The following is a 19,324-nucleotide window of genomic DNA, read 5'->3' as shown; positions in this document are numbered from 1 at the left end:
ACCTCTTTAAAACTTCTAACACACTTTTACTTAATATGTGAAACGAAATGATTCTGTGTACGTTAACGAAATGGCAAGTAAATACAGTATTCACCCTATTTTTCTTTGATGTTTAAAAAGATTTAAAGGAAAAAGAAATTTCTTTTAGAGTGCTTTTGTTGAAAATGCCCGTGATTCCATTACTCGGATAATCGCATTTGCTGTATCCAATGAAGTAAATAGCGGAATCCCGTGTTCTACTGCTTCGCGTCGAATAATAAAACCATCTTTTGAGGCATTACCACGATTTTTGTCAACGGTGTTAATGACTACTTGGGTTTTTCTTTCACGAATCAGTTCTAATACATTCTTTTTTGTAGCATCTTCAGAAATTTTAGCGACTGATGTAACAACCAGTCCATGTTTTTCAAAAAAAGCAGCCGTGTGTTTCGTTGCTAACAAACTATAACCGATTTCTGAAAAACGTTGGGCTAATTTTAAAGCTTCTTCTTTGGTTTCATCTGCAATCGTAAATAAAACGGCGCCGTAATCTGGCAGGCGAAGGCCAGACGCTTCAAAAGCTTTATACAGGGCTTTATCTAAATTTTGATCCACACCCATGACTTCACCGGTGGATTTCATTTCAGGACCTAAATAGGTATCTACTTCTTGAAGTTTGGTAAACGAGAAAACAGGTGCTTTCACATGAACATTGGCCGTTTCTGGATACAATCCATTTCTAAATCCTAACTCTTTTAATGTTTTTCCTAATATGACTTTCGTTGCAACCTGAGCCATCGGAATGCCTGTAACTTTGCTTAAAAATGGCACGGTACGACTGGCACGTGGATTAACTTCAATCACGTAGACTTGATTGTCATGAATGACAAATTGAATATTCATCATCCCCACACAGTTTAATCCCCGAGCTAAACAAACGGTATACGCTTCGATCGTTTGTTTCATTTCTTTTGATAAATCTTGTGGCGGATAAACAGCCATAGAATCACCTGAATGAACTCCCGCCCGCTCAACATGTTCTATAATTCCAGGAATCAAGACCGTTTCTCCGTCGCAAATGGCATCCACTTCACATTCACTTCCAAGCAAATAGCGGTCGATCAGTACGGGATGTTCTGGAGAAGCTTTAACTGCGTGTTCCATATAGGCTTCAAGGTCATGCTGATTTTCTACGATTTCCATAGCTCTTCCACCTAAAACATAACTTGGTCTTACTAAAACAGGATAACCAATTGTTGAAGCAATCGTAACCGCTTCTTCTTTGCTTATGGCCGTATCTCCTAGTGGCTGCAAAATCTCAAGTTTTTTTAATGCTTGTTCAAACAAATCACGATTTTCCGCACGATCTAAGTCTTCAATCGTGGTTCCTAGAATTTTTACGCCGGCTTTTGCGAGCGGTTGCGCTAAATTAATCGCCGTTTGTCCGCCAAATTGGACAATCACACCGATCGGCTGTTCCAACTCAATTACATTCATTACATCTTCAAATGTAAGTGGCTCAAAGTACAATTTATCAGAAATTGAAAAATCAGTCGAAACTGTTTCTGGGTTGCTGTTCATGATAATGGCTTCATATCCAGCTTGTTGAATTGCTTTGACTGAATGAACCGTAGCATAATCAAATTCTACTCCTTGACCAATCCTAATCGGACCGGAACCTAAAACGAGTACCGAATTTTTCACTGATTTTTTGCTTTCATTTTCCATCTCATAAGTGCTATAAAAATAGGGCGTCTGCGATTCAAATTCCGCAGCACAAGTATCTACCATTTTATAGACCGGTTTAATTCCATATTTCTCTCGTAATTGTCTAATTTCCTGTACATTTGTTTTCCACAATTCGGCGATTTTTTGATCGGTAAAACCATTTTGTTTTACCGTATATAATAAACGTTCATCATAAGGTTGTTGGATAAGTTGATTTTCCAATTCAATGATGTGAAGCAATTTATCCAAAAAGAAAAGATCAATCTTGGTCAACTCCGCAATCTCTTTAATCGAATACCCTCGACGAATGGCTTCTGCTAAAGAGAATAAACGATCATCTTGTGCTCGAAATACTTTTTGAATCAACAAACGATCTTCAAGTTCTTTTAGTTTTTTCAGCTCTAAATGATGCGTACCGATTTCAAGAGAGCGTATCGCTTTTAAAAGTGACTCTTCAATGTTTCTGCCAATAGCCATCACTTCCCCAGTTGCTTTCATTTGCGTACCTAACGTTCGTTGACCATTTTCAAATTTATCAAACGGCCAACGAGGGATTTTCGCTACCACGTAATCAAGTGCCGGTTCAAATTCTGCGTAAGTAGTTCCTGTGACTGGATTTTTCATCTCATCAAGGGTCAGTCCTAAAGCAATCTTGGCTGCTAATTTTGCAATCGGGTAGCCGGTGGCTTTACTTGCTAAAGCAGAAGAACGTGAAACACGCGGATTGACTTCAATGACGTAATATTTAAAGCTATGCGGATCAAGAGCTAGTTGAACATTACAACCGCCTTCGATTTTCAACGCACGAATAATGGCTAATGACGCATCACGTAGCATCTGGTACTCATAATCTGACAGCGTCTGACTTGGAGCAAATACAATGGAATCACCCGTATGGATACCAACTGGGTCAAAATTTTCCATGTTGCAAACGACGATCGCATTGTCTGCCGAATCTCTCATCACTTCATATTCAATTTCTTTAAATCCTGCGATACTTCTTTCAATTAAACATTGAGTAGCCGGAGATAAACTTAGTCCGTTTTCAGCAACTAGTCGTAATTCTTCTTCGTTTTTACACATGCCTCCACCTGTTCCGCCTAACGTGAAAGCCGGTCGAACGATGATTGGATAACCAATTTTATTGGCAAATTCTACAGCTTCTTCCACTGTACTCACGATTTCAGATTCGGGGATTGGTTGGTTTAATTCTTTCATCAACTTTTTAAATAAATCGCGATCTTCTGCTTGATCGATCGCAGATAATTTTGTACCTAAAAGTTTAATTTCTAATTCATCTAAGATACCTGATTTTGCTAATTCCATTGCCATGTTGAGCCCAGTTTGACCACCCAGCGTTGGCAATAGGGCATCCGGACGTTCTTTTCGTAAAATTCTTGAAACAAATTCCAAGGTAATTGGCTCAATGTATACCTGATCAGCAATTTCTTTATCCGTCATAATCGTTGCAGGATTGGAATTGACTAAGACAACTTCATAACCTTCTTCTTTTAACGCAAGGCACGCTTGCGTTCCTGCATAATCAAATTCTGCCGCTTGCCCAATAATAATCGGTCCAGAACCAATAACCATGATTTTTTTGATGTCTGTGCGTTTTGGCATTTTTTAGTTCTCCTCTCCTGCATCCATCATTTCTATAAATTCATCAAATAAATGAAGTGCATCATGTGGCCCCGGCGCGGCATCCGGATGGAATTGGACACTAAATGCCGGGTAATGGCGATGCCGGATTCCTTCTACTGTTCCATCATTGATCTCAACATGCGTGATCATCAACTGCTTCGTATCAACGGTTTTTTCAACCACCGCATACCCATGATTTTGAGAAGTGAAATCAATTCTGCCAGTAGCAATTTCTCGAACAGGGTGATTCAAACCACGATGACCAAATTTCATTTTATACGTGTCTGCACCATTGGCTAATGCAAACAGCTGGTGACCTAAACAAATACCAAAAATTGGTATTTTCCCTTGGATACCACGAATCATTTCAATTGCTTCTGGTACATCTTTAGGATCCCCAGGTCCATTGCTCAGCATGACGCCATCAGGTGCAAGTGAAAGAATCGTTTTTGCATCCGTATTGTAAGGTAAAACAGTTAGATTACAATTTCTTTTACTCAACTCTCGTAAAATACTATGCTTTAAGCCAAAATCAACGACAACGACATTTCTTCCCGTCCCCGGACTAGGATAAGGTTTGCTTGTAGAAACTTGTTGCACTTGATTGGTGGCGAGAACTGTCGCTTTTAGCTGGTCAAATGCATGTTCAAACGTGTCTCCTGCATCGACTATACTAGCTTTCATTGTTCCCGCTTGACGGATTTTTCTTGTCAATGCCCGAGTATCAACGCCTGCAATCCCAGGAATCCCTTTTTGTTTTAAAAATTCATCAAGTGTCATTTGACTGCGCCAATTAGAAGCTACTCGTGCATGTTCTTTGACAACCACTCCTTTACAAGTAGGAGTAATTGATTCATAATCATCACGATTAACCCCATAATTTCCTACTAATGGATAAGTAAATACAATAATTTGTCCGTTGAAGCTTTGATCAGTAATCGTTTCTTGATAACCTGTCATACTCGTAGTGAAAACAATTTCGCCAAAGACATTGCTTTTTGCTCCAAAAGCAGTACCTTTAAATACCGTACCATCTTCCAAAATCAACAAGCGCTCCATTTTTCTTTTCCCTCCTTTTGCCAAACTATTTTTCCATCCACAAATGTAAACAAAGTTTCTCCTTTAACTTTCCAACCATCAAAAGGGGTATTTTCTCCTTTTGACATGAATTCATTTTTGTCAATTTTTCTTAAGTGTTCAATATCAAAAACAGCTAAATCAGCAGGTGCACCAATTGTTAGCGTTCCTGCATTTAATTGAAAGATTTCCGCAGGCTTGACCGCCATCCAATTGATTACTTGTTCTAATGTAAAACGATTCGTTTCGACAAAATGAGTATAAATTAATTGAAAGGCGGTTTCGCTTCCTACAATTCCAAAAGGCGACTCTAAGAAGCTTTTGCTTTTTTCTTCCAACCCGTGCGGCGCATGATCAGTGGCAATACAATCAATCGTTCCATCAAGCAATCCCTCAATTAAGGCTTTTCGGTCATCTTTTCCTCTTAATGGAGGATTCATTTTCCAAAAACCAAAATCTTCAGGAATTTCTTCATCACTTAAGATTAAATGATGGGGTGAAACTTCAGCCGTCACATGAATCCCCGCTTTTTTGGCATCGCGAATAATCCGCACACTTTCCTTTGTCGAAACATGACAGACGTGGTAGTGCACGCCTGTTGCTTCTGCTAAAAGTAAATCCCGTGCGATTTGTGAAGATTCAGTTACACTTAAAATTCCCGGTAGTCCAAGTTCTTCGGCTTTTTTACCTGCATGCATGACACCGCCAAATAACAACGATTCATCTTCAGTATGTGCGACCAGTGCTTTGTTATTTTTTGCTGCTTCTTTCATTGCTAAATACATCGTTTTAGCAGTTTGAACGCCGACTCCATCATTCGTAAAAGCAAAAGCTCCTTCTTTAATCATTGCTTCTTGGTCGATTAATACTTCACTACGAAGATTTTCCGTAATTGGTGCATATTGCAAAACTTTCACTACAGCGTCTTTTTTGATCAATTCATAAACGTGTTTTAGTTTTTCCGCTGTATCAGGCACAGGATTTAAATTTGGCATCGCACAGACAGTGGTGAAGCCACCTCTAGCAGCGGCTCTTGTTCCAGCTGCAATCGTCTCCTTATACGTAAATCCCGGTTCTCTTAAGTGAACATGTACATCTACTAACCCTTGGGTAATCAATTGTCCCTTGGCATCAAACACTTCATCAAATTCAGCCTCGGGAAAACTTTTCCCAATCGCTTTGATTTTCCCTTCTTCAATCCAAATTTCTGCTGGTACTGTTTCATTCTTTCTTGTATTGATTTGACCGTTTTTAATGAGTGTTTTCATTATTTCTTCCTCCTAGCTTTACGCTTTTCCATTTAACACTGCTTCCAAAATTGCCATTCTTACAAAAACCCCATTACTCATTTGTTGAACAATCCGTGACTGTAAGCCTTCAACAAGCAAATCCGCTAATTCTACATCTCGGTTTACTGGCGCAGGGTGCATAATAATCGCATGTTTTTGTAATCTTTTTGCTCGTTCTATCGTCAAGCCATGTTCTTGGTGATATGCTTCCTTTGAAAAGCTTTCTTTTCCATCATGACGTTCATGCTGTACACGCAACATCATCATGACATCTACTTTATCCAATAGATCATCTAACGGTAGATAATGCCCGTATACTTCAAATTCCTCATCGTACCATTCTTTAGGACCTGAAAAGAAAACTTGTGCACCTAATCTTTTAAGCATTTGCATATTTGATTTGGCTACCCGCGAATGCGTAATATCACCAACGATAGCAACTTTTAACCCTTCAAAATAGCCAAATTCCTCATAAATCGTCATCAAATCAAGAAGGCATTGTGTCGGGTGCTGACCGCTACCATCACCACCGTTGATAATGGAACATTGAATCGTTTTGCTTTGAATCAATTCATCATAATAGTTTTCATCGCCATGTCGAATGACTGCTACATCAACGCCTAAAGCAGACATAGTTAATACGGTATCATATAACGTTTCACCTTTTTGTACAGAACTAGTACTAGCTTCAAATTCAATGACCTCTAAACCTAATTTTTTTTCTGCTACATCAAAACTTTTGTGGGTTCTCGTGCTATTTTCAAAAAATAAATTTGTCGCAAAGTACTGTGGTTTTTGCGGAGTCCATTTTGCTCCTTGCTTAAATTCTTGACCCCGCCGTATTAATCCCATTACCTCTTGATCTGTTAACGCTTCTACTGTTAATAAATGCTTTAAGCTAATGCGTTCTGATTTGATGATCATGATGATTCCTCCTTAGTTTTCTTCGCTACGTGAAGTTTCTGGTAAAATAAGGTTTAAGAAAATACCTAGTACAGTTGCCAAAGCCATAGCAGATAATGTAAATGTGCCTACTTCAAAAACCAATCCACCGATACCGATTACTAAAATCACTGATGCAATCAACAAGTTTTTCTTTTTATCGAAGTCAACTTTATTTTCAATCAAAATCTTCATTCCACTCGCTGCGATAACACCAAATAAGATAAAACTGATTCCTGAAATAACTGGTCCAGGGATGCTCAAAATTAAAGCGCTTAGCTTCCCAACGAAACCTAAAATGATAGCAAATACTGCCGCACCACCGATAACAAAAACACTGTGTACCCGAGTAATTGCTAAAACACCGATATTTTCACCATAACTTGTTACTGGCGGACCACCTACAAATGCAGCAACAATTTGTGCCAAACCGTCTCCCATTAATGTTTTATGAAGCCCCGGTTCTTCAAAAAAGTTTCGTTTCGTTAATTTGTTCAATACCATCAAATGGCCAATATGCTCAGTCATTGTGACAAAAGCGATAGGTGCCATCGTAGTAATGGCTCCTAAATAAAGTTTCGGCTCATATTGCACAAATGGAATCTCAAAGTTAGGAAAAGCAAACCAAGCGGCATCAATAATCGGTTTAGTGTCCACGATCCCAAATAGTAAAGCTACGAGATAGCCGCAAACAATTCCTAATAAAATGGGAATCAGTCCTAAAAAACCTTTTAACCACATGTTGAAGAAAATTGTTAATGCAAGCGTAATAAGAGCAACAGCAAGGTATTTAAAATCGTATTGTCCTTGGTTATACATAGCGTTATTGGCGGCATTGGCCGCCAGTCCTAGACCAATAACCATAATAACTGGTCCCACAACGATCGGTGGAAGTATTTTATCCAACCAAGCGGCACCAATTTTTTTTATTAACCATGAAACGATCAAATAAACAAGCCCTGTTGTCACAGCTCCTTGGGCAATCGCTGGATAGCCATCTGTTTTCATCAACAACTGCATCGCCGCAATAAAGGCAAAGCTGCTTCCTAAATACGCAGGAATCTTCCCTTTCGTAGTAAAAAGATAGACCAATGTTCCTAACCCTGAACTAACAAGAGCAATCCCCGGATCAATTCCTACTAAAATCGGAACTAATACAGTTGCGCCAAACATCGTAAACAGATGTTGCAAACTCAGTCCGATCCAGTGGCTAACTTTTGGTCGATCGTGAATATCTAAGACCACACTATTATTATGAAATGGTTTCTTCTCTTTCATGTTTTTTACTCCTTCTATTCTTCCTCTTTTAAGATCATAATACGATCTTGACCATCTAATTCCTGCATTTCCACTAAAATCTCTTCTGTTTTAGACGTTGGAATATTCTTGCCAACATAATCTGGCCGAATAGGTAATTCACGATGTCCACGATCCACTAACACAGCCAGCGAAATTTTTCTTGGACGGCCAAAATCCATTACCGCGTCCATCGCTGCTCGAATCGTTCTCCCTGTATAAAGAACATCATCCATTAAAATGACTTCTTTTCCTTCTAAAGAAATAGGTATATCTGAAGAATGAAGCTCAGGTTCTTCAGGAGTTTCTTTTTTGTCATCTCGATAAAGTGTAATATCTAATTCCCCAACAGGCACTTCGATTCCTTCCAGCTGTTTTAAGCGTTCTGCTACTCTTGAAGCAATATAAATTCCTCTAGTTTTAATGCCAACTAACACAATGTCTTGAATGTTGTGATTTCTTTCAATAATTTCATACGTAATTCGTGTTAACGCACGTTTCATAGTTACTTGATCCACCACTTCTTTTGCTTGCATGTTTTCCCCTCCAATTTTTGTACAAAAAAACTCCTGCCCTAAGAGGACAGGAGGAATGTCACGACTGAGTGTACACTGATAGTTATACTACGTCACTTGAGCAACTTCCAATAGGCGCACCACTTGTCTTTTGCTCACACCCTTCTTAGCCTCACGGGACTAAACTTAAAGGAACCAATATGAAATTTTTGTTCTTTTATTGCTAATTACTATACCGTTATCTTAATTAAATTGCAACATTTTTTCTTAGTTTTTCTAAAGTTTTTTCAAAAACTTCCGGAAGAGGTGCTTCAAATACCATTTGCTGCCCTGTAACAGGATGGGTAAAACCTAATAATTTAGCATGGAGAAATTGGCCCTTTCCTTTTAATGTTTTTTTAGGTCCATAAACAGGATCACCAGCTAAAGGATAGCCGATATATTTCATGTGTACACGAATTTGATGTGTACGACCAGTTTCTAATGTTAATTCTACTAAAGTAAAATCATCAAAGCGTTCCACAACTTTAAAATGAGTCACTGCGGATTTGCCATCTTCTCTTACTGTCTGTATTTTACGATTAAGTGTCGATCGTCCAATAGGTGCAGTAATTGTTCCTTTATCATGCGGAATTACTCCATGAACAAGAGCTACATATTTTCGTAAGGATGTTTTGTCTTTTAACTGCTTCGCTAAAGATTCATGAGCCTGATCATTTTTAGCAACCATCAATAACCCGGAAGTATCTTTATCAATTCGATGGACAATTCCCGGACGAACCACGCCATTAATCGTAGAAAGATCTTTGACGTAATACATCAACGCATTCACCAATGTGCCATTTGGGTGGCCTGCCGAAGGATGGACCACCATTCCTTGAGGTTTATTGACAACTGCTACTGCTTCATCTTCATATATAATTTCTAAAGGAAGCTCTTGTGCTTCGATTACTAGAACTTCTGGCTCTGGAGCCACAATCACTAATTCATCTTTTTCTTTTACTTTATAGTTAGCTTTCACGACTTGACCGTTAACCGAAACGGCTCCTTCTTTTAACCAAATTTGGACTTGCGATCGACTATATTTGTTAAATAATTTAGAAATCACCTTATCGATCCTGCCTTTTTCTTGTTGAATGATCGCTTTTAATTCTGTCATTTCTTCCCTAATTCCTTTTCATCTAAAATAATATCTATTAATATACAAATCACCCCGCATACCAACGTAACATCTGCCACGTTAAAAATGGGAAAATTTATAAAATTCGTTTGAAACATATCTACAACATACCCCAGTCGCAGACGATCAATAAAATTTCCGATAGCTCCTGCTAAAATCAAGCACAATCCCGTCATTAACCAGCGAGAGCCTTGTCGGCGTTTTTTAATCATCAAAGTAATGACTATAATTACAGCAAGAACCGTTATTACAGTAAAAAACCACATTTTCCCTTCCAACATACTCCAAGCTGCTCCTGTGTTACGGATATGATGTAAAGACAAAACACCGGGCATCAATGTTTTTATTTCTCCTAGTGACAAATCGTTAACAATTTCCCACTTTACCCACTGATCAAGCACGATCAAACAGCCACTAATAATAAAATAAATTGCTAACAAAAAATCATTCCTTTTCTATCTGTTGATAAATATCTTTTGGTCTGATAATCCCTAATAGATTTCCATCAGGATTGCCATCTTTTGTAATCAAAACAGCTTCTAAAGTTCCCTGTTCACAAAACATCTCTTCTACTTCAAAAATATAAGTCTTTGCAGAAACAAAACGATAATTCGTATATTTTCCATCTTTGAAAATCAAATCAGCTGCCTTTTTGTCTGTTAAATCAATTGTTCCTTTTTGGCTTTCTTTTGCTAGCCAAAAACCAATGATCCGTAACGTTATCAAGGCTTCGAATTTACCTTTCTTATATAAAGGAAACTGCGAGTACCTTTTTTTAGCAATTGTATTTAATAAATCAAGTAAAGGCAAATCTTCTTCAAATCCTGTGACCGGTTTAGCAAAACGAGGAAAAACAATTTCTGGACGAATCAATTCTTTCTCAATTAATTGAATCTTATTTACCGCCCAATTATTTGGCTCGGCTATGACAAAATCAACAGCAATACGATCATGAACAATCGCATTCCTTAATTGTGCAAATTGAAGTAAATCCTCTTCATGTCTACGGATCACTACATTTTTTCTTCGTGCAAGTCTGCGAACTAACTCAGTAAATCCCATATTGCGAACATTTCCTATTTCATCTCTCATCCATTTTTCTATTCGATTAAAACTACTTAAAAAAACATCAGCATTCGCCATTTTTTACCTCCTTAATCATATCAGCCTGATTCTTTGCTTGAACCTTTCACGACTAAATTCACAATCATTCTCAGCTAATCAATAAATGGTCCTTAAGCCAATCATCACCTGCAACCAAACACCCACATTCTACGTAACCCTCAGTTACATTGACCTTTAACAAACGAAACGGGCATTTTATTAATTCAAGAAAAATCGACTGTTGTTTTGCTTCGTAGACTTGCAACTATATCAAACGATTCATGTTATAAAAAATTGTTCATCAATTGAATAAATACACTTTCTGCTTTAGTATACCTTAAAATGCTATGACAAGGAAGAAAATAAGTAATCGCATCATTTTACCTGCTTTTTTATACAGTTATTTTTATTACTGATGAAGTACCATATTTTCATGAAAAAATGAACTACCATCAAAGTGATAAAAGACAATTTTCTTGAAAAAACAAAAAAATCATAACAAGAACTGAAAAATCAGTGCTTGTTATGATTAAATTGCATTAAAATAGTCCAATCACTTCACCATCGCTTGTTACATCCATATTCAAAGCGGCTGGTTTTTTAGGCAAACCGGGCATCGTCATTACCTCTCCTGTTAAAGCAACAATAAATCCCGCACCTAGTTTAGGGACAAATTCTCGAATCGTGACAGTAAAGCCTTCTGGTGCTCCCAAAAGTGTTGGATCATCAGAAAAAGAATATTGCGTTTTTGCCATACAAACAGGTAATTTGTCCCAACCATTAGCAATAAATTCTTTAATTTGATTTTCTGCTTTTTTACTAAAAACAACTCCTTTTCCGCCGTAAATATGTTTAACGATCGCAGCTATTTTTTCCTCAATCGTATCTTCTAGATGATACAACGGATGATAATCCGCTTGTTGATCATCAATAGTCTCTACCACCGCTTTTGCTAATTCGACTCCTCCGTCAGCCCCACGTTCCCACACGCTAGTACGCTTAGCAATAACCCCTTGCTCTTTGCAAAGTTGTTCCAGTAAGGAAAGCTCAGCTTTGGTATCAGTTACAAATTCATTGATGGCAACTACGACAGGGATACGATAATTTTTCATATTTTGAATGTGACGCTTTAAGTTGCCAAAACCATTTTTTAAAGCTTCTAAATTTTCTATCTTTAATTGATCTTTTGTTGTACCACCATGCATTTTTAAGGCACGAACAGTTGCGACAATGACAATAACATCAGGTGCTTTCTTTAAATTAGGAACTTTAATGTCAAGGAATTTTTCGCCACCTAAATCTGCACCAAATCCAGCTTCCGTCACAACATAATCTCCTAAATTAAGAGCTATTTCTGTGGCCAACACACTATTACATCCGTGAGCAATATTGGCAAACGGACCACCATGAACAAAAGCAGGTGTGCCATAAATTGTTTGTACCAAGTTCGGTTTAATCGCCTCTTTTAATAAAAGCGTCAAAGCCCCTTCTACTTTAAGATCACCAGCAGTCACTGGTTTACGATCAAACGTATAAGCTACTACAATCCGCGCTAAACGTGCTTTTAAGTCATCTATATCTCTTGCTAAACACAAAATAGCCATAATTTCACTAGCAACTGTTATGTCAAATCCATCTTCTCTGGGAATCCCTTGAACAGGTCCTCCTAATCCAACAATGACTTTTCTAAGTTCACGGTCATTCAAATCTACTACACGTTTCCAAATCACTCGTCGTGCATCAATATTGAGTTCGTTTCCTTGATGGATATGGTTATCTAAAAATGCAGATAATGCATTATTGGCTGCAGTGATTGCGTGCATATCTCCAGTAAAGTGCAAATTAATTTCTTCCATCGGTAATACTTGTGCATAACCACCGCCAGCTGCACCTCCTTTAATTCCCATTACCGGTCCAAGAGAAGGCTCTCTTAATGCAATAACTGCTTTTTTATTGATTTTATTCAACGCATCTCCTAATCCAACTGTCACCGTCGATTTTCCTTCTCCAGCAGGTGTCGGATTGATCGACGTAACTAGAATTAAATGACCTTTTGTTTTTTTCTTCAATTGTTTAATCTTAGAAAAATTGATTTTCGCTTTGTATTTGCCGTAAAGTTCTAAATCGTCATAGGTAATATTAATTTTTTCAGCAATTTCAATTATCGGTTTTAACTCTGTTTCTTGTGAAATTTGTAGGTCACTCTTCATTATAAATCTCCTTTTCACGAACTTTTTTTAATAAATAAGAAAATACGTTCAGTTATTGTTATTATACCTTTTTTCAATTAAAAAAAAAATAGTAAAAATTGTTTTTTTTATTTAATTGACGTATGTATAAATAATCTTTATAATATAAGTTATGATCAGACTTTAGAAAGGTCGTGAGTACTTTGACCACAGGAACTGTGAAATGGTTCGATAACAAAAAAGGATATGGTTTTATTAGTTATGATGAAACAGAAGAAATATTTGTCCATTTTACCGCTATTGAAGAAGACGGATTCAAAACCCTTGAAGAAAAACAGCTTGTAGAATTTGAAGTAATTCAAGGAAATCGTGGTGTACAAGCGGCTCATGTCAGAAAAATGATCGAAACGAAGAAATAAAAATAATTATTTCTTTTCTTGCAGATTAAAAAGAGAGTAAGAAAAAGTTTTCTTGATAAAAAATAGAGGCAAGAGCGTACGTTCGTTCTCGTCTCTTATTTTTTACTTCAAATTATTTTGTGTTTAAAGATTATTCTCTCCATCAAACCTTTAAAAATTTATCGTTAGAAATTCCTTATCGAAAGAATTTCTTCCCTCTATTTTCCTCCAATTTTTTTTTAGTCTGCTCTTTTTCATTATAATACGCTAAAAAAGACATTTGTGCTTCTTTTTGCATAAAATAAAACGTATGTTCCTTTTCCCCTACATACTTTACTTTTATGCCGCACTGGACTGGAATTACTGCATCAATATCTTGTACTGTAATCTGTTGATCTTTCCAAAAAGCAGCGTATCTGATTTTAATGGAATGAGTCGTTAAAATAAACGATCGGCGATAGCCGAGAAATAAAAAAATCAAAAATATTCCCATAACCAAATTGCTTTTCCAATAAGGTTTAGTATTTTCAAGAGATAAAATTAAACTAAAAAATAAAATCATCAAAGATAATGACCAATAGATGATCGTCTGCGCCCATTCTGGCTGCCAGCGAATTATTTTTTTCATTCTTCAACCTCGCATCTATTTTGTAGTGGTATAATTATAGCATAACACTATTTTTATAAAAAGGAGTGCTTCCTTATAATGATCAAAGTATACATTGATTCTTCGACAAAAGGAAATCCCGGTCCTAGCGGCGGTGGAATTTTAATTCTTCATGACAAAAAACAAGAACAGCTGGCTATCCCACTTTCAAAAGGCTCAAATCATCAAGCAGAATTTGAAATCTTTTTAAAGACTTTAAACATCTTAAAAGAAAAAGGTTGGACTAATGAAACTATTTTATGTTATTCCGATAGCAAAGTGCTTGTCTCTACCATTGATAAAAATTTTACGAATAACATAAATTTTTCTTTTTTTCTACAAGAGATTCAAAAACAACTTTCTGATTTTCACCTACTGATTTTACAATGGATTCCTGAAAGCAAGAATAAAGGAGCAGATAATCTCGCCAGACAAGCACTTCAAAAACAGGTGGACAGATAGTTTATAAAAACTTTTAAAAGTTCTTATAAAAGATAATTATGATCAAAAGTAATATCTAGTTGATGCACACCGATTCTTTGTTGGATCGCTGATCGGATTTTCTGTTCCAAAATTTCATCTGCAAGCTTATACCCTTCTGGGACGACGACGTCAAATTGCAGTTCTTTTCCGTTACGTATAACACGAAAATCATGAAGTCGTAGCTCCTCACCTATTTCTTTTATAATTTGTTTTAGTTGTTTTAATATTTCTCGATACTTTTCATTATTTACAGGCACCGGATCTAAATGACAAACTAGTGCAACATCCAAAGTCTTTTTAAAGTCTTTTTCAATAATATCAAGGATTTTATGCGCTTGGTTTAAACTTAAGCTGTCATCAATTTCGATATGCACCGAAGCAAATTTTTTATTTGGTCCATAATTATGAACCAAAAGATCATGAAACCCTAAGATGGTACCATAAGAAAGTAATTGTTTTTCCATAACGGTAATTTCTTCTTTTGTGGGTCTACTTCCTAACAACTCATACACAAAATCCCGCAACATAAATATTCCACTAAAAAGAATATATCCCGCTAAAATCAAGCCAACATAACCATCAATTCTAAAACCCCACAGTTTTTCTATTCCTGCCGACAATAAAACAACCAAAGTCGTAAAGACATCATTATAGCTATCTTTTGCAGTAGCTTTTAACGTTTGTGAATCAATCATTTTTGCAAATTTAAGATACATGCGTCCTTGAAAACACTTTAACCCAATCGAAAAAATTAAAACTAGAAAAACAATCGGTGTTAGTACAAGGCGTTCTGGTTGATAAATTTTTCGAATTGAAGCTTCCAAAAATTGAAACCCAACATACGTGATAATTATCGATACAAACAAACCACTAATATATTCAAATCGTTCATGTCCAAATGGATGTTCTTGATCTGCTGGCTTGGCAGCAATTTCAAAACCGATTAATGTCAAAATCGAAGAAGCTGTATCTGATAGACTGTTGATTGCATCAGCCATAATAGATACACTGCCAGAGAAAAGTCCAATCATAAATTTTGAAAGAAACAAAATAATATTGGAAATTAATCCTAAAATACCAGCTAAAATTCCCTTCTCTGCCCGTTGGGATCCACTGATTATTTTTTGTTCTTTTGTCACTCGTCTACTCCTTTTATTGTATACTCAGGTTTGAGCGGTGTAGCCGCAAATAAAGCTTTAGTAATGATCGGTGTAATTACCCCAGCTCCAATCGCTTCTGTTCCCCCATTAATTGTGGCTATTCCTACTAACGTTTTAAACAAAACAGAACGATCTACACCATAAGCACCGGCTGTAGCTTCAGTATAAAAAACCCCCATAAATCCTAAGACCAAAACAGTATTAGTTAAAGAACCGAAGATTCCTGCAAAAACTGATCCAACAACCACCGAATGATATTGACGATAAATCAAATGAAAAATTGTTCCTGCCACTAACCCTACTAAAACGCGAGGAACTACCGAAATGACTGGATTTGTAAACACTAACGTATCAAAGGGAGTAGTCGGCATAGCATACGCTCTAATAATTGTTGCAATTCCCCAAAACAGCCCAATGAGCATACCATCCTTTGATCCTAAAACAACTGCTGCCACAATTACAGTAATATGAATAACTGTCAAGCTAATAAAACCTAAAGGAATAAAACCTAGCCAAGGAACCATAGATTGAACAATAATAATTGCTAATAAAATAGCACGCAAGACTAAGCGGAATGTTTTATTCTTACTATTCATTTTTGACGCCTCCTTTTTATTCTAATCGTAAAATTTTTTGTATATTTGTCAACCAATCACAATTATCAAGACAAACATGTTCTACAATAATCACAAACACCGTATCTGACACAAAGTTTTCTAAAAAGTTATCACCTGCTTCATTTTTATTTTAAACCTTTAATTAAACAAAGAACTATTTATTCAAATAAGCCGAATTTCCTTAAAAAATTGGAAAATTCGGCTTAAATTCTACTTTTTAAAAATCAAAAATGTCAAAAAACATACTTTTTTCTGCTCGCATGATTTTTAAATCAATTATTACGATTATAATTTATTGATTTTCCAACCAAGTTTTTGCTGCTACAAGAGCAGCTGGGATACCTGACGGATTTTTTCCGCCTGCTTGTGCCATATCAGGACGACCGCCACCGCCACCATCTACTTTTGGCGCAATTGTTTTGACCAAGTCACCTGCTTTTAACCCAAAATCATTGGCCTCTTTGGACATAGCGACTAACAAACCAACTTTTCCTTCTTGCTCATTAGCCAACACAAGAACATCAGAAACAGCTTGTTGTTTCCATTGATCCGCTAATTGACGCAATTGATTCATCTCTTTTACTTTTACTTTCGCAGTGATGATCGTTTTTCCATTGACTGTTTCTACATTTTTAAAAATATCATCAGCTTGTTGGTTCGCTAATTTGCTTGCTAACTGTTCATTTTCTTTTTGTAACTCTTTTAACTGTTGTTGCAACTGTTCCGTTTTTGCTGTCACTTCTTTTAATTGAGGAGATTTTACAATCGCAGCTACTTCTTTTAATTGTCTTTCTTCTGCTTCTAATAAATCATAAGCTTCTTTACTTGTAACGGCTTCGATTCGACGAATGCCTGCGCCAATACCGGATTCAGAAACGATCTTAAAGATACCAATATTTTCTGTATTTACAACATGTGTTCCTCCACAAAGTTCGATTGACCATCCGCCGACATTCACCACACGTACTTTTCGACCATATTTTTCGCCAAATAATGCCATCGCACCCATATTTTTTGCCGTATCAATATCTGTTTCAATTGTTTCAACTGGAATAGCTTCCCAAATTTTTTCATTAACAATTCGTTCCATCCGCTCTAACTCATTCGACGTTACTCGACCAAAATGTGTAAAATCAAAACGCAAATGTCCGGGTGCTACTAGCGAACCTGCTTGATTGGCATGTTGTCCTAATACTTCTTTTAATGCTTTATGCAATAAATGAGTCGCTGTATGATTTTTAATAATTCGATTTCTCATTGGCTCGTTAACTAATAAATGGTAAGTTTCGCCTTCTTTGATAGCAGATAAAACGTCAACCGTATGCATAAATTGTCCATTTGGGGATTTTTGGACATCAACTACATTTGCCACTATTTCGCCAGAAGAAGCGACGATCCACCCTTGATCTGCTACTTGTCCACCCATTTCAGCATAAAATGGTGTTTGGTCAAAAATCAATTGGGCTTGACCTTCTGATATTTCATTCACTAATGATTCTTCTTTGATGATGACTAGCAATTCACTATCTGATTCAACATGATCATAACCAATAAATTTGCTTTCAACTTTAATATCCGTTAATAAAGCAGACTGAACACCCATTGATTTTTCTGTACTGCGAGCAGAACGCGCACGCTGCCTTTGAACTTCCATCTCTTTTTCAAAGCCCGTATGATCTACTTTTAGTCCTTTGTCTTCAGCTACTTCTTCCGTTAATTCTACTGGAAATCCGTAAGTATCATATAATTTAAAAATATCTTTTCCAGAAAGTGTAGTGCCATTTACTTTTTTAACTTCAGCAATTACTTGATTTAAAATTTCCAAACCTTCGTTGATCGTTTCATTAAACCGTTCTTCTTCCGTACGAATAACTTTTTCGATAAACTCTTTTTGTTGAAGGACTTCAGGATAGTAGCTTACCATGATTTCACCTACGACTGGAACAAGTTCATATAAGAACGCTTTTTCAATTCCTAACTTTTTTCCATGCATAACTGCTCGACGCAACAAGCGACGAAGAACATACCCGCGACCTTCATTTGAAGGAAGAGCACCATCTCCGATTGCAAAAGATAATGCACGAATATGATCGGCGATTACTTTGTATGAAACATCCGTTACCGATTCTTTCCCGTATTTAACTTGTTGACTTAATTTTTCTACCGCATGAATAATTGGTAAAAATAAATCAGTTTCAAAGTTAGTCGGTGCATCTTGAATAATTGAAACCATTCGCTCAAGCCCCATACCCGTATCAATGTTTTTATGAGGCAGCGGGTCAAATGTATGGTCTGATTTATGGTTAAATTCAGAAAACACTAAATTCCAAATTTCCAAATATCTTTCATTTTCGCCTCCCGGATAGTTTTCTGGATCGTCTTCTGCCAAATTATTATAAGTTTGACCACGATCATAAAAAATTTCGGTATCCGGACCACAAGGACCAGCGCCAATATCCCAGAAATTATCTTCCACATCAATAATATGATCAAGTGGTAATCCAACTTCTTCATGCCAGATACGTTTTGCCTCAGTATCTTTTGGATAAACAGTCACATATAACTTCTCAGGGTCAAACGCCATCCATTTAGGACTCGTTAGAAACTCCCAAGCCCAGTGAATCGCTTCTTTTTTGAAATAATCTCCTATAGAAAAATTTCCTAACATTTCAAACATTGTATGGTGACGAGCTGTTTTTCCAACATTTTCAATGTCATTCGTACGAATAGATTTTTGCGCATTTGTAATTCTTGGATTTTCGGGAACGACGGAACCATCAAAATATTTTTTTAATGTTGCAACGCCAGAGTTAATCCACAACAATGTTGGATCATTGACTGGAATCAATGATGCGCTGGGTTCAATGATATGCCTTTTAGATTGAAAAAATTCTAAAAACATTTGCCGAACTTGTGCACTGCTTAATTTTTTCATTTTACGACCTTCTTTCTTCTTTGTTAAACAACAAAAAAACATCCTCACAGCCAAGGACGAAAACTCGCGGTACCACCTTGGTTGCAATGATGTCTGATCATTACCTCTTAAACTCAATAACGCTGAGTGGCGTTGATATTTC

General features: G+C 36.7%; 16 protein-coding genes. 2 read left to right on the top strand and 14 right to left on the bottom strand.

Annotated elements, in window-relative coordinates:
• Nucleotides 1-144: 144 nt before the first annotated feature.
• From carB to RV14_RS00380, 10 genes are all read right to left on the bottom strand, one after another.
• The gene (carB, locus tag RV14_RS00425) at nucleotides 145-3,330 is read right to left on the bottom strand and encodes a carbamoyl-phosphate synthase large subunit (RefSeq protein WP_071854390.1); all 3,186 of its coding nucleotides are present in this window, start codon (nucleotides 3,328-3,330) and stop codon (nucleotides 145-147) included.
• Nucleotides 3,331-3,333: 3 nt separating this feature from the next.
• Nucleotides 3,334-4,410 carry a carbamoyl phosphate synthase small subunit gene (locus RV14_RS00420; protein ID WP_071854389.1) on the bottom strand — a complete coding sequence of 359 codons (1,077 nt, stop codon included), beginning with the start codon at nucleotides 4,408-4,410 and terminating at the stop codon, nucleotides 3,334-3,336.
• Complete coding sequence (locus RV14_RS00415) at nucleotides 4,395-5,696, bottom strand: dihydroorotase (protein WP_071854388.1); 1,302 nt, start codon at nucleotides 5,694-5,696, stop codon at nucleotides 4,395-4,397. The genes RV14_RS00420 and RV14_RS00415 overlap by 16 nt, the downstream gene beginning before the upstream one ends.
• Nucleotides 5,697-5,714: 18 nt before the next feature.
• Nucleotides 5,715-6,641 carry an aspartate carbamoyltransferase catalytic subunit gene (locus RV14_RS00410; protein WP_071854387.1) on the bottom strand — a complete coding sequence of 309 codons (927 nt, stop codon included), beginning with the start codon at nucleotides 6,639-6,641 and terminating at the stop codon, nucleotides 5,715-5,717.
• A 12-nt stretch (nucleotides 6,642-6,653) separates the two neighbouring features.
• Complete coding sequence (locus RV14_RS00405) at nucleotides 6,654-7,937, bottom strand: solute carrier family 23 protein (RefSeq protein ID WP_071854386.1); 1,284 nt, start codon at nucleotides 7,935-7,937, stop codon at nucleotides 6,654-6,656.
• Nucleotides 7,938-7,951: 14 nt separating this feature from the next.
• On the bottom strand, nucleotides 7,952-8,491 hold the full coding sequence (pyrR, locus tag RV14_RS00400; RefSeq protein WP_071854385.1) for a bifunctional pyr operon transcriptional regulator/uracil phosphoribosyltransferase PyrR: 540 nt from the start codon (nucleotides 8,489-8,491) through the stop codon (nucleotides 7,952-7,954).
• A 226-nt stretch (nucleotides 8,492-8,717) separates the two neighbouring features.
• Nucleotides 8,718-9,629, bottom strand: a complete 912-nt coding sequence (locus tag RV14_RS00395; protein WP_071854384.1) for an RluA family pseudouridine synthase — start codon at nucleotides 9,627-9,629, stop codon at nucleotides 8,718-8,720.
• A complete protein-coding gene (gene lspA / locus RV14_RS00390; protein WP_071854383.1) occupies nucleotides 9,626-10,090 on the bottom strand; it encodes a signal peptidase II in 465 nt (154 codons plus the stop codon). The genes RV14_RS00395 and lspA overlap by 4 nt, the downstream gene beginning before the upstream one ends.
• A 4-nt stretch (nucleotides 10,091-10,094) precedes the next feature.
• Complete coding sequence (locus tag RV14_RS00385; protein WP_071854382.1) at nucleotides 10,095-10,793, bottom strand: hypothetical protein; 699 nt, start codon at nucleotides 10,791-10,793, stop codon at nucleotides 10,095-10,097.
• 500 nt (nucleotides 10,794-11,293) lie between these two features.
• Nucleotides 11,294-12,964, bottom strand: coding sequence for a formate--tetrahydrofolate ligase (locus RV14_RS00380; RefSeq protein ID WP_071854381.1), 1,671 nt, complete (start codon nucleotides 12,962-12,964; stop codon nucleotides 11,294-11,296).
• Between the two features lie 182 nt (nucleotides 12,965-13,146).
• Between RV14_RS00380 and RV14_RS00375 the strand changes: the two genes are divergently transcribed.
• On the top strand, nucleotides 13,147-13,362 hold the full coding sequence (locus tag RV14_RS00375; RefSeq protein WP_071854380.1) for a cold-shock protein: 216 nt from the start codon (nucleotides 13,147-13,149) through the stop codon (nucleotides 13,360-13,362).
• 175 nt (nucleotides 13,363-13,537) lie between these two features.
• Here RV14_RS00375 and RV14_RS00370 read toward each other — a convergent pair whose 3' ends face one another.
• A complete protein-coding gene (locus tag RV14_RS00370) occupies nucleotides 13,538-13,969 on the bottom strand; it encodes an EbsA family protein (RefSeq protein ID WP_071854379.1) in 432 nt (143 codons plus the stop codon).
• Between the two features lie 78 nt (nucleotides 13,970-14,047).
• On the opposite strand from RV14_RS00370, the gene RV14_RS00365 reads away from it, so the two are divergent.
• Nucleotides 14,048-14,449, top strand: coding sequence for a ribonuclease HI family protein (locus RV14_RS00365; protein WP_071854378.1), 402 nt, complete (start codon nucleotides 14,048-14,050; stop codon nucleotides 14,447-14,449).
• Between the two features lie 23 nt (nucleotides 14,450-14,472).
• Here RV14_RS00365 and RV14_RS00360 read toward each other — a convergent pair whose 3' ends face one another.
• From RV14_RS00360 to alaS, 3 genes are all read right to left on the bottom strand, one after another.
• Nucleotides 14,473-15,609 (bottom strand): cation diffusion facilitator family transporter, encoded by a 1,137-nt coding sequence (locus RV14_RS00360; RefSeq protein WP_071854377.1) that lies wholly within the window; start codon nucleotides 15,607-15,609, stop codon nucleotides 14,473-14,475.
• Nucleotides 15,606-16,226, bottom strand: a complete 621-nt coding sequence (locus tag RV14_RS00355) for an ECF transporter S component (protein WP_071854376.1) — start codon at nucleotides 16,224-16,226, stop codon at nucleotides 15,606-15,608. The genes RV14_RS00360 and RV14_RS00355 overlap by 4 nt, the downstream gene beginning before the upstream one ends.
• A gap of 313 nt (nucleotides 16,227-16,539) precedes the next feature.
• On the bottom strand, nucleotides 16,540-19,182 hold the full coding sequence (gene alaS / locus RV14_RS00350) for an alanine--tRNA ligase (RefSeq protein ID WP_071854375.1): 2,643 nt from the start codon (nucleotides 19,180-19,182) through the stop codon (nucleotides 16,540-16,542).
• Between the last annotated feature and the right edge of the window lie 142 nt (nucleotides 19,183-19,324).

The sequence above is a fragment of the Enterococcus ratti genome, assembly GCF_001886195.1.
Taxonomy (GTDB): Bacteria; Bacillota; Bacilli; order Lactobacillales; family Enterococcaceae; genus Enterococcus_B; species Enterococcus_B ratti.
The sequence above is the reverse complement of the archived record's forward strand: the minus strand, read 5'-3'. Positions and strand labels throughout refer to the sequence as shown.

Bases quoted from the DNA above. Each gene is read 5' to 3' on its own strand.
- alaS (WP_071854375.1), bottom strand. From the start codon at position 19,182: ATGAAAAAATTAAGCAGTGCACAAGTTCGGCAAATGTTTTTAGAATTT.
- RV14_RS00395 (WP_071854384.1), bottom strand. From the start codon at position 9,629: ATGACAGAATTAAAAGCGATCATTCAACAAGAAAAAGGCAGGATCGAT.
- RV14_RS00405 (WP_071854386.1), bottom strand. From the start codon at position 7,937: ATGAAAGAGAAGAAACCATTTCATAATAATAGTGTGGTCTTAGATATT.
- carB (WP_071854390.1), bottom strand. From the start codon at position 3,330: ATGCCAAAACGCACAGACATCAAAAAAATCATGGTTATTGGTTCTGGA.
- RV14_RS00355 (WP_071854376.1), bottom strand. From the start codon at position 16,226: ATGAATAGTAAGAATAAAACATTCCGCTTAGTCTTGCGTGCTATTTTA.
- pyrR (WP_071854385.1), bottom strand. From the start codon at position 8,491: ATGCAAGCAAAAGAAGTGGTGGATCAAGTAACTATGAAACGTGCGTTA.
- RV14_RS00365 (WP_071854378.1), top strand. From the start codon at position 14,048: ATGATCAAAGTATACATTGATTCTTCGACAAAAGGAAATCCCGGTCCT.
- RV14_RS00420 (WP_071854389.1), bottom strand. From the start codon at position 4,410: ATGGAGCGCTTGTTGATTTTGGAAGATGGTACGGTATTTAAAGGTACT.
- RV14_RS00370 (WP_071854379.1), bottom strand. From the start codon at position 13,969: ATGAAAAAAATAATTCGCTGGCAGCCAGAATGGGCGCAGACGATCATC.
- RV14_RS00410 (WP_071854387.1), bottom strand. From the start codon at position 6,641: ATGATCATCAAATCAGAACGCATTAGCTTAAAGCATTTATTAACAGTA.
- RV14_RS00385 (WP_071854382.1), bottom strand. From the start codon at position 10,793: ATGGCGAATGCTGATGTTTTTTTAAGTAGTTTTAATCGAATAGAAAAA.
- RV14_RS00380 (WP_071854381.1), bottom strand. From the start codon at position 12,964: ATGAAGAGTGACCTACAAATTTCACAAGAAACAGAGTTAAAACCGATA.
- RV14_RS00415 (WP_071854388.1), bottom strand. From the start codon at position 5,696: ATGAAAACACTCATTAAAAACGGTCAAATCAATACAAGAAAGAATGAA.